Origin of the sequence: Mogibacterium timidum ATCC 33093 (assembly GCF_000525775.1) — a bacterium.
In the GTDB taxonomy this organism is placed as follows: domain Bacteria; phylum Bacillota; class Clostridia; order Peptostreptococcales; family Anaerovoracaceae; genus Mogibacterium; species Mogibacterium timidum.
Window position 1 is genome coordinate 16,719 of the sequence record NZ_JALU01000029.1, and the last position, 13,092, is coordinate 29,810.

Consider the following 13,092-nt stretch of genomic DNA (forward strand, 5'->3'; position numbering starts at 1 on the left):
TAATCAATCCAGTGACAGACATACAATGGAATCATATGTATTTTAAGGAGGTAATGTATGTTCAAAAACTTTACAGAAATGGCTGAAATGGTTAAGAGCCATCCAGTTAAAAAGAGAATTGTGTTAGCTTGTGCTCATGACGAGCACTCCCTGGAGGCTGTTAATGAGGCAGTTAAGGAAGGTATCGTTGAAGCAGTTCTCGTGGGTAAGGAAGAGGAAATCAAGGCTATAATCAAGGAACACGGATTTACTCTGGAGAACGCAACAATTTACAACGAGGACGACGACGTTGAGGCAGCTAAGACCGCAGTAAGACTTATCAACGAAGGCAAGGGAGATTTCCTCATGAAGGGCAGAATGCAGACAGCTGACCTTCTCAAGCAGGTTGTAAATAAAGAGACAGGCCTCAACATGGGCAAGGTTATGTCACACGTTGGTCTGTTTGAGGTTCCAAACTACCACAAGCTTGTGGTTCTGACAGACGGCGGAATGCTTCTTCACCCAACCCTGGAGCAGAAGGCTCAAATTATCGAGAACGCTGTAGATTCACTGCGCAATATGGGATACGAGAACCCTAAGGTTGCGGCACTTTGCGCAGCAGAGAAGCTCAATCAGAAGGCGCCTGAGTCTGTTGATGCAGCAGCTCTCAAGGAGATGAACGAAAAAGGCGAGCTTAAGGGTTGCGTAGTAGAGGGACCGATCTCTTACGATATCGCGCTCAGCAAGGAAATCGCTGACTTCAAGGGCTTCGAGAGTCCTGTTGCCGGAGATGCGGATGTTCTGCTCGTTCCGGATATGGCAGCGGGCAACTTCATAGGTAAGGCTTGGGTAATCCAAGGAGGCGGTAGAATGACGGGCCTCGTAGTTGGCGCAAAGGCTCCAATCGTTCTGACTTCCCGTGGCTCCGGTGCAGATGAGAAATTCTACTCTATCGTATTCGCAGCTGCAGCTTCTAAGTAATGAGCTGCTTTTGAGATGTTTGAACGGTTCAATGACAAGCTGATCTGCGAGTATAGCACGCGTATTGGCGGTGTCAGCACGGGTTGCTACGATTCGATGAACCTCAGTCTGACGACAGACGATGCCATTTCAAATATTCTTGCAAATTACGAAATTTGGTGCCGATCTCTCGGCGTAGATACTCGTCAGCTCGTCATGGTGCATCAGACGCATGGTAACGAGGTGGTTCGCGTCAGCCGAGAGAATTGCGGAGAAGGTTTGTATTCGCCTCGGAGAAGGGGAATAGACGGAATGGTGACAGATGCAAGGGGAGTTGCTTTAGTGACATCTCACGCGGATTGTACGCCGATTTACGTATACGACCCAATTCATGAAGCGATAGGACTTTGCCATGCGGGCTGGAGAGGCACTACCCGCGAAATAGCGGAACGCACAGTCAACAGGATGATTGATGAATTTGAGTCTGACCCGGTAGATCTATACGCAGCGATAGGACCATGCATTTCCATCAAGCATTTTGAATGTGACTCTGATGTGATCGATGCTATCTCCAACATGAACGTGAGAAATATTCCTCATGCATATACGTACAATTCGCTGAAAGGCAAGTTTAACGTGTCAATGCCTGCTATCAACAAGGCTGTGCTCATGAGTGCAGGAGTTCCTGCGGATCACATCGAGATCGACGGTTCCTGTACATACGAGCAGAGAGACAAGTATTTCTCTCACAGGAGAGACGGACTGGCACGTGGCGGACAGGTTGCGCTTCTAATGCTCAAGTAGGAGTTTATCTACCGTATAACAGATTAGCCGTTTAACTATCGGATAATCGTATTAAAGAACAAAACGAAACCAAAATCCAACCAAAAAGCTTGGAGCCGACGCTCCAAGCTTTTTGGTTCATATGAGAATTCCTACAAGTACCTTTGTAAGGTCTTCCAGCTCAAGCCGACGTTCCAAGCTTTTTGGTTTATATGAGAATCGATATTAAGAGCTCTCTGTTAAATGTCGCTATTAGTCTCTATTAGATATTAATAACCTTCCTTTCGCCTCGCCCCCTTCTTGCGATATTCATGCAGCTCTGCAGTTATAGCCAATAGTACGTCTGTCGATAGGCTACCCGCACAGCTCAAGATTGACAGGAATGTTAGCTACAGAGCTGCGAGTAAAGAACGCGGTTACGCCACTTCTGCTCAGACCTTTAAGCATGAGCGGATATGGAGTCTGGTGAGTTGCGATAAATACAATCAGCGGATTCACAATCAGTGCGATAAATACCATTGTCCCTACCGGCAGTAAAATAAGCGTTGCGTACTTCGTAAGTGTTTCGATCCCGCTCGTAGAAATCGAGTTAAATACGAGACCCGTTACGCCAGGGTGAGGGAACCTTATGATCCGGCACACACCTGGTAATAGCGTCTGAAAAACCAGTCAGCACGCTTTTTGTAGAGTTCAAGGCTGCCCTAAGTGCAACGCCGATCGACTGTAGCCTGGCATCCTGGAAATCGACTGTATCCTGGCGTCCTGCGTGGAATTGACAATCTGTAGAATGTGAAATCTGTCTTTTGAGATGAACAGCAATGTCTGATTGCGACAAAATTGCCTATGTGATAGTATAGATAAGCTAAAGGAACAATTAGGAGCTGAGGCTCATTCGCTGAGATAAACAGGGTGGAAACCCTTGAGTTTTCAATAATTAACACTTGGTTATATAAGGAGGTGCCAGATGAGAACATTAGTAATGGTTTCTAGTGCGTTAATGGTAATAGTAGGGACATTTTGTATTGCAAATTCTACGGCAGCATTCACTTCTGTTGCTTTCATCGTGGGAGGTGCGCTTCTGGCTATGGGAGTCATCGAGTTGATAGTATTCCGTAATGTCGGATACGAAGGTAATATGATAACTAAGACATATGTGGTGCAGGCTGTTATAGGAGCCTTCCTCGGGATAATGTTTCTGTCAGGGCAGGTAAATGAAGATGTTGCGGTAACGGCAATCTTCGCTATGCTGCTCATGACGAACGGCTTAGCTGCAGACTCCAGCATTAACATGGATATAAGGTCAAATTCGACAAGCGAGAAGAGAACCTTCCTTCTTGGCACGGCAATGACATTGCTGGGCGCTTATATGTTTTTCAATAAGAGTGCATTTAATTTTCACGTAATGTTATTAATTGGGATTGCATCCGTTCTGATAGGAGTAGATAGATTCAGAATCGGAATAAGCCTGGATTACAATAAACCGGAGTTCTTAAGCAAGAACGAAGAGAAGCTCGAGAGAGCTAAGCGTGAAGAAAAGCGCAACACGAGGATAGCTATTGAAGCTACACGTAGATCTAGAGAGCAGAGAAATAAGATCAAGAAGCTTGAGGAGGAAATCCAAAAGGAGAGAGCTCACAGAGAGAATTCCTCAAGATTAAGAAGAAATAAGAAATAGATATCAAGAGACGAAGGTGACAGAGTCACAAAACAGAGGATGTGGAGTATTTCACATTCTTTTTTTGTAACTTGAATTTATACTCTAAGAGCAACAATTAAATAATGACTCATAGCCTTAACAAGGAGCAGTGCAGAATAGTAAAAAATATAAAAAATAGTAGAAAAGAAATAAAAAATAAAGTGGAAAGCAAGTAATACATATGTGGTAAGACCAAAGAATAAATATCATATATATGAAAAGTCTACTAATAAAAAGTCAAGTATAAGTTTGAGGAGTTAATAGTCAGAAGTGGAAGCATTACAAAAAAGCCACCATAGGCGCTGGACGGGGAAAAGAATTGCCACATATTATTCGACAGTAGATTGAACAGCCAGACACTCCTTGACATTGCCGTAGTAGATGCGAAGGAAGATAAAGGTAAAAAAGAAATTATAAGGGCAGCAATATATGCAGTAACAGATATAGAAGAAAATAATGACTGAGTACATATATATAGACAATAAGAGGATGAATGAAAAAGAGCGCGATAGAAATAAAATGTATAGAACAAAAGAAGCAAAAAAGCTATTGACACAGGCGGGGGGATTTTCTTATAATAACAGCACTCGCTATCAAGCAGTAGCTATCAAGCAGTAGCGAGGGAGCAGACCTCTTAGCGGAGATCGCACAAGCCTTTTTCAAAAAAGAAGTGAAAAGTGCTTGACGAGGCTAAGTTGGTGCGCTATAATGATTAAGCTGTCGCGAGAGAGCGGGTGCAAAAATCGCTCAAACGCAGTCAGCAGAACCATGACAACTTCATAGTGTAGAAACTGGTCAAGAGATCGACACAGTGAAAGCTGGAGATCAGATCTCAAGATCGTATAAGAGACAAACGATGTACAATATGTCGTATGTCCCTGTACAATTCAAACACAAACAACAATGATTCGGAAATAACGAGTCGAGACGCGAAAGCGTCATCCATAACAGGATTTGGACGAATCGAAAGATTCTTCAGATAACATTTATTAAGAGTTTGATCCTGGCTCAGGATGAACGCTGGCGGCGTGCCTAATACATGCAAGTCGAGCGAGAAGCTTGGAAATGACGCTTCGGTTGATTTTCCAAGCGGACAGCGGCGGACGGGTGAGTAACGCGTAGGCAACCTGCCCCTGACAGAGGGATAGCCATTGGAAACGATGATTAAAACCTCATGACACCGTAGTAGCACATGCTACATCGGTCAAAGATTTATCGGTCAGGGATGGGCCTGCGTCTGATTAACTGGTTGGTGAGGTAACGGCTCACCAAGGTGACGATCAGTAGCCGACCTGAGAGGGTGATCGGCCACATTGGAACTGAGACACGGTCCAAACTTCTACGGAAGGCAGCAGTAGGGAATCTTGCACAATGGGCGAAAGCCTGATGCAGCAACGCCGCGTGAAGGATGAAGGCCTTCGGGTTGTAAACTTCTGTTCTAAGGGAAGAAAGAAATGACGGTACCTTAGGAGCAAGCCCCGGCTAACTACGTGCCAGCAGCCGCGGTAATACGTAGGGGGCAAGCGTTATCCGGAATTATTGGGCGTAAAGAGTGCGTAGGTGGTTACCTAAGCGCAAGGTTTAAATTAGAGGCTCAACCTCTACATGCCTTGCGAACTGGGCTACTTGAGTGCAGGAGGGGAAAGCGGAATTCCTAGTGTAGCGGTGAAATGCGTAGATATTAGGAGGAACACCGGCGGCGAAGGCGGCTTTCTGGACTGTAACTGACACTGAGGCACGAAAGCGTGGGTAGCAAACAGGATTAGATACCCTGGTAGTCCACGCCGTAAACGATGAGCACTAGGTGTTGGGTCCGTTAGGACTCAGTGCCGCAGTTAACGCAATAAGTGCTCCGCCTGGGGAGTACGCTCGCAAGAGTAAAACTCAAAGGAATTGACGGGGACCCGCACAAGCAGCGGAGCATGTGGTTTAATTCGAAGCAACGCGAAGAACCTTACCAGGGCTTGACATCCTGCTGACAGAACCTTAATCGGTTTTTTCTTCGGACAGCAGAGACAGGTGGTGCATGGTTGTCGTCAGCTCGTGTCGTGAGATGTTGGGTTAAGTCCCGCAACGAGCGCAACCCTTGTCGCTAGTTACTAACATTCAGTTGAGGACTCTAGCGAGACTGCCGAGGTCAACTCGGAGGAAGGTGGGGATGACGTCAAATCATCATGCCCCTTATGTTCTGGGCTACACACGTGCTACAATGGTCGGTACAATGAGATGCAATACTGCGAAGTGGAGCGAAACACCAAAACCGATCCCAGTTCGGATTGTAGGCTGCAACTCGCCTACATGAAGTCGGAGTTGCTAGTAATCGCAGATCAGAATGCTGCGGTGAATGCGTTCCCGGGTCTTGTACACACCGCCCGTCACACCATGGAAGTTGGGGGTGCCCAAAGTCGGTTAATTAATCTATCGCCTAAGGCAAAACCAATGACTGGGGTGAAGTCGTAACAAGGTAGCCGTTCGAGAACGAGCGGCTGGATCACCTCCTTTCTAAGGAGACCTAGTCTCTACACTATGACAGTTTATGGGCTTGTAGCTCAGCAGGTTAGAGCGCACGCCTGATAAGCGTGAGGTCGGAGGTTCGAGTCCCCCCAAGCCCACCATTACGTATATTAATTATATGTATAGTCGTACCTTGAAAATTGAATAACACACCAAGTGTAATAAAGACAAATAGACAACGAATCGAGACAGCCGAATCTCAAAGAATGAGATTCAAAACTTGTGAAGCGAATTTCTCAGCTAAACTCAGAAGAGGTAAGCGGAGGAAAGAGAAGGACAAGAGGGTAACGATTTCAGGAAGTACTATTTGTTGAGAGAAACCAGAATTCACTGAGAGAAATTACAATAGTGAATAAGACCTAGTTAACGCTAACTAGGCGAGAGAACACTTCGAGAGAAGTGAAATGGTCAAGTACAAAGAGCATCGGGTGGATGCCTTGGCACTGGGAGCCGACGAAGGACGTGATAAGCTGCGATAAGCTGCGGTAAGGAGCACATATCCGATATACCCGCAGATTTCCGAATGGGGGAACCCACATACGGTAATGCGTATGTATCATTAAGTGAATACATAGCTTAATGAGGGGAACGGGGTGAACTGAAACATCTAAGTAGCCCCAGGAAGAGAAAGAAAAATCGATTTTCTGAGTAGCGGCGAGCGAAAGGGAAAGAGGCCAAACCGGATTGTTTACAATTCGGGGTTGTGGACCACCGACATTGACGAGGTTATGCGAGCCGAATAGAGCTGGAAAGCTCAAGCGAAGAAGGTAAAACTCCTGTAGGCGAAGCAGAAGACGCATAGGTGGCACCGGAGTAGGACCGGACACGTGGAACCCGGTCTGAAGCAGGAGGGACCACCCTCCAAGCCTAAATACTACCCAGTGACCGATAGCGAATAGTACCGTGAGGGAAAGGTGAAAAGAACCCCGGGAGGGGAGTGAAATAGAATCTGAAACCTGATGCTTACAAGCATAGGGAGCGCAAGTGACCTAGTACTTTTTGTAGAACGGGCCAACGAGTTATGGTATGTAGCGAGGTTAAGTTTCTGGAGGAACGGAGCCGTAGAGAAATCGAGTCTTAATAGGGCGAGAGTTACATGCTGTAGACCCGAAACCGGGTGACCTATCCATGAGCAGGTTGAAGTAACCGTAAAAGGTTATGGAGGACCGAACCTATATCTGTTGAAAAAGGTTAGGATGACTTGTGGATAGCGGTGAAATTCCAATCGAACTCGGATATAGCTGGTTCTCCTCGAAATAGCTTTAGGGCTAGCCTCAAGGAAGAGATACACGGGGGTAGAGCACTGACTGTTCGCGGGGCCTTCACCGGTTACCAACAACTATCAAACTCCGAATACCGCAGTATCATACTTGGGAGTCAGACTATGAGAGATAAGTTCCATGGTCGAAAGGGAAACAGCCCAGATCAACAGCTAAGGTCCCAAAGAGTAAGTTAAGTGGAAAAGGATGTGGGATTGCACAAACAGCTAGGATGTTGGCTTAGAAGCAGCCATACATTTAAAGAGTGCGTAATAGCTCACTAGTCGAGTGATCCTGCGCCGAAGATAAACGGGGCTGAAACTTACCACCGAAGCTTTGGAATTAGGGAACTAATTGGTAGAGGAGCATTCTATACAGGAAGAAGGAGGCGCGTAAGCAAATCTGGACAGTATAGAAGAGAGAATGTTGGCATGAGTAGCGTAAGGCGGGTGAGAATCCCGTCCGCCGAAAATCTAAGGTTTCCTGAGGAAGGTTCGTCCTCTCAGGGTAAGTCGGGGCCTAAGCCGAGAGCGAAAGCTGTAGGCGATGGATAACAGGTTGATATTCCTGTACCACCGAGGATTGTTTGAATGAAGTGGGGACACAGAAGGATAGATTGAGCACGCCGTTGGTTGAGCGTGTCCAAGCAGTGAGGCTTGAAAGTAGGGAAATCCGCTTTCTGAAAGGTTGAGCTGTGATGGGGTGGTCTAAGACCGGTAGCAATCGATTTCACGCTGTCAAGAAAAGCCGCTAATGAGATCCAAGGTGCCCGTACCGCAAACCGACACAGGTAGATGAGGAGAGAATCCTAAGGTGAGCGAGCGAACTATTGTTAAGGAACTCGGCAAAATAACCCCGTAACTTCGGGAGAAGGGGTGCCCACGTGAGTGGGCCGCAGTGAAGAGGTCCAGGCAACTGTTTACCAAAAACACAGGTCTCTGCTAAAGCGAAAGCTGATGTATAGGGGCTGACGCCTGCCCGGTGCTGGAAGGTTAAGGGGAAGTGTTAGGGCAACCGAAGCACAGAACTTAAGCCCCAGTAAACGGCGGCCGTAACTATAACGGTCCTAAGGTAGCGAAATTCCTTGTCGGGTAAGTTCCGACCCGCACGAAAGGCGTAATGATCTGGACACTGTCTCAACAATAGGCTCGGTGAAATTGAAGTACCGGTAAAGATGCCGGTTACCCGCAGCAGGACGGAAAGACCCCGTGGAGCTTTACTGTAGCTTGATATTGATTTTCGGCATTGCATGTACAGGATAGGTGGGAGACGAAGAATTCAGCACGCCAGTGTTGAAGGAGTCACCGTTGGGATACCACCCTTGTAATGTTGGAAATCTAACCTAGTACCGTGAACCGGTACAGGGACAGTGTCAGGTGGGCAGTTTGACTGGGGCGGTCGCCTCCTAAAGAGTAACGGAGGCGCCCAAAGGTTCCCTCAGCGCGGACGGAAATCGCGCGAAGAGTGCAAAGGCAAAAGGGAGCTTGACTGCGAGACAAACAGGTCGAGCAGGGACGAAAGTCGGGCTTAGTGATCCGGTGGTTCCGAGTGGAAGGGCCATCGCTCAACGGATAAAAGCTACCCCGGGGATAACAGGCTTATACCCCCCAAGAGTTCACATCGACGGGGGTGTTTGGCACCTCGATGTCGGCTCGTCTCATCCTGGGGCTGAAGTAGGTCCCAAGGGTTGGGCTGTTCGCCCATTAAAGAGGTACGCGAGCTGGGTTCAGAACGTCGTGAGACAGTTCGGTCCCTATCCGCTGTGGGCGTTGGAAATTTGAGAGGAGCTATCCTTAGTACGAGAGGACCGGGATGGACATACCTCTGGTGTACCGGTTGTTCTGCCAAGGGCATAGCCGGGTAGCTACGTATGGAAGGGATAAGCGCTGAAAGCATCTAAGTGCGAAGCCCCCCTCAAGATAAGATTTCCTCCGAAAGGTAAGACCCGTGAGAGACTATCACGTTGATAGGTCAGAGGTGTAAGTACGGCAACGTATTTAGCTGACTGATACTAATAGGTCGAGCACTTGACCAAATGGTTTTGAGCACGAGGTGGTTATTCAATTTTGAGGGTACAGCTCTCAAAAGAGTAGAAGATGATAGAGATACATCTTACTGCGAAGAATATGAAGGTAGATTGCGAGAGCGATTTACGAATCCGGTGACAATAGCAGAGAGGTAACACCTGTTCCCATCCCGAACACAGAAGTTAAGCTCTTTAGCGCTGAAGATACTTGGTGGGAAGCTGCCTGGGAAATTAGGACGTCGCCGGTTTTTTTAATAAGGCCCCATGGTCAAGCGGTTAAGACATCGCCCTTTCACGGCGGTAACCCGGGTTCGATTCCCGGTGGGGTCACCATGTTAAAATATCAAATATAAGCGCTTGTGGCGGAACTGGCAGACGCACCAGATTTAGGTTCTGGCGGGCGACCGTGGGGGTTCGAGTCCCTCCAAGCGCACCATTTAAGACTTGCATTGTTGTAAGTCTTTTTTGTATTATTTTCTTTATTATTATTTTCTTGTTCATTAATCGAGCTTGAGAAAGTTAGAATGTGTCGGTAATTTTAATAAAGGATTAACCGCATACTGTGATACAGTGAACCTGCTATATAGTAACTCCCATCATCAAATAAACACTATTCAGATGCGAAGTGTGTGCTGAAGGGGAATTTTATTAATGCTATCATTCATTTGTAAGGAACATTGATTGTTCTGAGCTACTCCATTTGTTGTAACTGTTTCTTAAGAGGTGAATGATGAGAGTTCGTGTGTTGCTGAATGATAAAGATTATCTAACATCTTTCATTGATATGGCAAGTAAGGCTGAGAAGGATATATTTATTGATCTTGGTTTTGATGGGTTAATCAGGAATGGGGAAATGCTTATAACCGATTTTTCGATAGACTCGTTATCTCATCAGTACCCTAATTTAAGTTTAAGCTCGGTATGTATGCTTGTGGAAGGCAAAGCCGGTGAGGATTACTCGGCTGGACCGTTTAGACTTTTTAAGTATCAGAGGTTTGATGATTTAATTTCCAAGCTAAAGGTTTGTTATTATACATTAACCGGTGATTCCGGTATTAAAAGTTCAAATTGCATTAAAATTGGCTTTTGTTTTTCTAATGATGTGTATAAGTCAACTTTAATTGATGAATTAGCAAAACTTTTGGTTTATCGCTGCGGAGTTAATCTGCTGGTTCTTTCTCTCAAATTTATGTCTGATTATTGTCAAAATGCATCTTACAGACATGTAGACGAGAGTCTGCTGAAGAGACTTATTTACTCCATTGATAGGGGCATGGAAATTCCCATCGACTCATTCTTCTACACAGACTCGTTTGGGGTGTATAGATTGGAGTCATCAAGGATTATTAATCCAATTTCTGAAATGCGAGATGACATCTTCGAAAAGCTAATCAGATATGTTACACAGAATTTCTTTGATGTAATTATTTTTGACGTTTCAAGATGTTTTTCTAACAGGAATCTTAACGTCTTGAAACACATGAATCAGATTGTTGTCGTAACTAGCAGCCCTGATTTTAGTAAGGATAATTCTCCCTTCGCTGAAGAACTGGGCTTATCAGATATAACCGCAATTAATCCTGAGGTTGAAGGCAGTGCTTTAGAGATTAGGATGAATGAAATAATTGATGATATTCTTTCGAAATAGGTGAAGCAATGGGAAGAATGAAATTGACAGTATTAAAATATTCAAATTTGGTTGAGGTGGCAACAAATAAGCTTAAAGGTATTTTGTCACACTATGAGCATGAACCTTCAAATAAAGAGCTGCTGACATTGGTCGAAGAAGTGGTTTTCAGTGAAGAATATATTTGTAAGATCGAATATGGTGAACTGCTTGATATTATTGATGCGATATATCTTAGAGTTGCAAGCAAATACAGTATTTTGAAACAGTATTTGGATGATCCGAAAATCAACGAAATTATGGTGAATGGAGCTGATCATATTTTCGTCGAAAAGAACAAGCATGTATTAGAAGTTGATAATGCTTTTTATTCACCTGGTGAGCTGGAAAGCTTAATTAGAATGTTTGCATCAGATGTTCATCGTGAGGTTAACGAGGCAAATCCAATTGTGGATGCAAGACTTGAGAGCGGATATCGTGTGAATGGGGTACTGCAAAATGTTGCGCTTAATGGACCTATTCTTACTATACGGAAGTTTTCAAATGAGGAAATAACATTAGAGGATCTAATCGAAAATGGTACATTGCCTGTGGAGTGTTCAGAACTTTTATCGGCACTTGTAGCTGCAAAATACAATATTTTTATTAGCGGAGGAACCTCTTCCGGTAAGACGACATTCCTCAATGCTCTGTCTTCTGCAATTAATACGGAGGAGCGAGTCATAATAATTGAGGATTCTGCAGAGCTCAAGGTCAGTCAAATTGATAATATTGTTCATATGGAATGCAGGAATGCAAATTCAATAGGTAAAGGACGGGTTAGTATGGAGATGCTAATAAAGACTAGCTTGCGAATGCGCCCTGACCGAATTATTGTTGGGGAGGTTAGAGGACGGGAAGTGATAGATATGATTCAGGCAATGTCAACTGGACACGACGGAAGCATGTCTACAGGTCATGGAAACTCTATAAAGGGTATGTTAAACAGGCTTGAGACCATGTATTTAATGGACACACAAATACCTATTTATTCTATAAAGAGTCAGATTTCAAATGCAATTGATATTTTCGTACATCTCCGCCGAGACAGTGACGGTAAACGGCGATTGGTAGAAATTGCAGAAATGGTTGGCTTCTCGGGGACTGAATATGAACTTAATTATTTGTATTCAACCGGAAGTGATGGAAGGATTGCTAGTACAGGAAATAGGATGATAAACAGAGAAAAATTTAGGCAATGCGGTTTATCGGTTCCTAATGGTATCTAGGTACAGGGATTATTTTGATTGGTTAATAAGTGTTGCCTCATAAAGTTGATTTGATTGAAAGAGGAAAATACTTTAAGGCATATGTTTTAAAAATAGTAAGAAAAGGGACAAAATAAATGAAAATCAACTGTATTAGCAGAAAGAACAAGGGTATTTGTTTGGAAACAGTCTGCCGAGATAAAAAATCCGGTTATTTAGAACAGTCAATCATGTATGACCAATATGTAGCTAGTACCGGGGAAAAGAGGTTAATTGTTGTATCGATTATTGCAACTGGATTCGTATTGTCTATGCTCCTGTACCATAACCTTGCATTTAGCTTTGTCCTGCTTTTATTTTACAAAAAGATATTGGGCATATACTCAAACGTTATGCTTGAAAGGCGAAAACGTGCATTATCAGAACAGTTCAAGGACTTTTTATTTATTCTTTCCACTGCAATTGGAGCCGGCAGAGGAATGAGAGATTCAATAGGAGAATCTATTCCTGGGATAGAGGGAATATATGGTGAGAAGTCAATACTGGGAAATGAACTTAAGAGAATGTATAAGAGAATGGATGCCGGAAATGAGGAGGATGTTGCAGTACTTAAAGAGTTTGCGGAAAGAACGGGATCTGAAGATATTATCGATTTCGCAATAATATATTCTACTTGTAAGACGACGGGAGCAAGTTTGATTGATGCTTTGAATAAAGCGGCGAGTGTGATTATAGATAAGATGACTATAGAAAATGAAATTAGAGCGATGGCAAACAGAAAGAAAAATGAGAGTATGATTTTATTTATTATGCCTTTTCTGGTGATTTTGTTTCTGAATATTTTTTCACCAGATTATATATCTCCTCTGTATGAAAGTTTGGTTGGGAGATTAATCATGACCATCGTTGTAGCAGCCAATGTCTTCATATACTCAGTAATGCAAAAAATTACAAGTGTGGAAATTTAGTCATAGTGCAAATTGCGATTAATTATTAATGTG

8 protein-coding genes, 3 tRNA genes and 3 rRNA genes are annotated in these 13,092 nt (G+C 44.3%); 13 read left to right on the forward strand and 1 reads right to left on the reverse strand.

Translation table 11 applies throughout. From position 1 onward, the window contains the following. Positions 1-57 precede the first annotated feature (57 nt). Together HMPREF0581_RS07730 and pgeF are read left to right on the forward strand one after the other, a co-directional pair. Positions 58-960 carry a phosphate acyltransferase gene (locus HMPREF0581_RS07730; RefSeq protein ID WP_036382055.1) on the forward strand — a complete coding sequence of 301 codons (903 nt, stop codon included), beginning with the start codon at positions 58-60 and terminating at the stop codon, positions 958-960. Positions 961-975: 15 nt separating this feature from the next. Further along, positions 976-1,743: a peptidoglycan editing factor PgeF gene (gene pgeF, locus HMPREF0581_RS07735; protein ID WP_051426979.1), complete on the forward strand. Its 768-nt coding sequence runs from the start codon at positions 976-978 to the stop codon at positions 1,741-1,743. 333 nt (positions 1,744-2,076) lie between these two features. Here pgeF and HMPREF0581_RS08645 read toward each other — a convergent pair whose 3' ends face one another. Beyond that, positions 2,077-2,364 (reverse strand): cation:dicarboxylate symporter family transporter, encoded by a 288-nt coding sequence (locus tag HMPREF0581_RS08645; protein WP_207637018.1) that lies wholly within the window; start codon positions 2,362-2,364, stop codon positions 2,077-2,079. Positions 2,365-2,686: 322 nt separating this feature from the next. Here HMPREF0581_RS08645 and HMPREF0581_RS07740 point away from each other — a divergent pair, with 322 nt between their 5' ends. The 11 genes from HMPREF0581_RS07740 to HMPREF0581_RS07785 all read left to right on the forward strand — a co-directional run bounded on the left by HMPREF0581_RS07740 (position 2,687) and on the right by HMPREF0581_RS07785 (position 13,059). Further along, positions 2,687-3,397, forward strand: a complete 711-nt coding sequence (locus tag HMPREF0581_RS07740) for an HdeD family acid-resistance protein (protein WP_036382058.1) — start codon at positions 2,687-2,689, stop codon at positions 3,395-3,397. Positions 3,398-3,907: 510 nt separating this feature from the next. Then, on the forward strand, positions 3,908-4,036 hold the full coding sequence (locus HMPREF0581_RS08990) for a hypothetical protein (RefSeq protein WP_276324514.1): 129 nt from the start codon (positions 3,908-3,910) through the stop codon (positions 4,034-4,036). 367 nt (positions 4,037-4,403) lie between these two features. Next, a 16S ribosomal RNA gene (locus HMPREF0581_RS07745) occupies positions 4,404-5,920 on the forward strand. A gap of 36 nt (positions 5,921-5,956) precedes the next feature. Further along, positions 5,957-6,033 (forward strand) — tRNA-Ile (locus tag HMPREF0581_RS07750). A 304-nt stretch (positions 6,034-6,337) separates the two neighbouring features. Continuing rightward, positions 6,338-9,227: ribosomal RNA gene (locus tag HMPREF0581_RS07755) — 23S ribosomal RNA — on the forward strand. Between the two features lie 121 nt (positions 9,228-9,348). Further along, positions 9,349-9,465: ribosomal RNA gene (gene rrf, locus HMPREF0581_RS07760) — 5S ribosomal RNA — on the forward strand. The 16S, 23S and 5S rRNA genes sit together here with 3 tRNA genes alongside, the layout of an rRNA operon. Before the next feature lie 10 nt (positions 9,466-9,475). Beyond that, positions 9,476-9,550, forward strand: a tRNA-Glu gene (locus HMPREF0581_RS07765). A 20-nt stretch (positions 9,551-9,570) separates the two neighbouring features. After that, positions 9,571-9,653 (forward strand) — tRNA-Leu (locus HMPREF0581_RS07770). Positions 9,654-9,944: 291 nt separating this feature from the next. Further along, the gene (locus HMPREF0581_RS07775; RefSeq protein WP_156791971.1) at positions 9,945-10,865 is read left to right on the forward strand and encodes a hypothetical protein; all 921 of its coding nucleotides are present in this window, start codon (positions 9,945-9,947) and stop codon (positions 10,863-10,865) included. Positions 10,866-10,873: 8 nt separating this feature from the next. Further along, on the forward strand, positions 10,874-12,112 hold the full coding sequence (locus tag HMPREF0581_RS07780; RefSeq protein WP_009644176.1) for a CpaF family protein: 1,239 nt from the start codon (positions 10,874-10,876) through the stop codon (positions 12,110-12,112). A 116-nt stretch (positions 12,113-12,228) separates the two neighbouring features. Beyond that, positions 12,229-13,059: a type II secretion system F family protein gene (locus tag HMPREF0581_RS07785; RefSeq protein ID WP_009644187.1), complete on the forward strand. Its 831-nt coding sequence runs from the start codon at positions 12,229-12,231 to the stop codon at positions 13,057-13,059. Positions 13,060-13,092: the final 33 nt, after the last annotated feature.

Bases quoted from the DNA above. Each gene is read 5' to 3' on its own strand.
- HMPREF0581_RS07785 (WP_009644187.1), top strand. From the start codon at position 12,229: ATGAAAATCAACTGTATTAGCAGAAAGAACAAGGGTATTTGTTTGGAA.
- HMPREF0581_RS07730 (WP_036382055.1), top strand. From the start codon at position 58: ATGTTCAAAAACTTTACAGAAATGGCTGAAATGGTTAAGAGCCATCCA.
- pgeF (WP_051426979.1), top strand. From the start codon at position 976: ATGTTTGAACGGTTCAATGACAAGCTGATCTGCGAGTATAGCACGCGT.
- HMPREF0581_RS07740 (WP_036382058.1), top strand. From the start codon at position 2,687: ATGAGAACATTAGTAATGGTTTCTAGTGCGTTAATGGTAATAGTAGGG.
- HMPREF0581_RS08990 (WP_276324514.1), top strand. From the start codon at position 3,908: ATGAATGAAAAAGAGCGCGATAGAAATAAAATGTATAGAACAAAAGAA.
- HMPREF0581_RS07780 (WP_009644176.1), top strand. From the start codon at position 10,874: ATGGGAAGAATGAAATTGACAGTATTAAAATATTCAAATTTGGTTGAG.
- HMPREF0581_RS07775 (WP_156791971.1), top strand. From the start codon at position 9,945: ATGATGAGAGTTCGTGTGTTGCTGAATGATAAAGATTATCTAACATCT.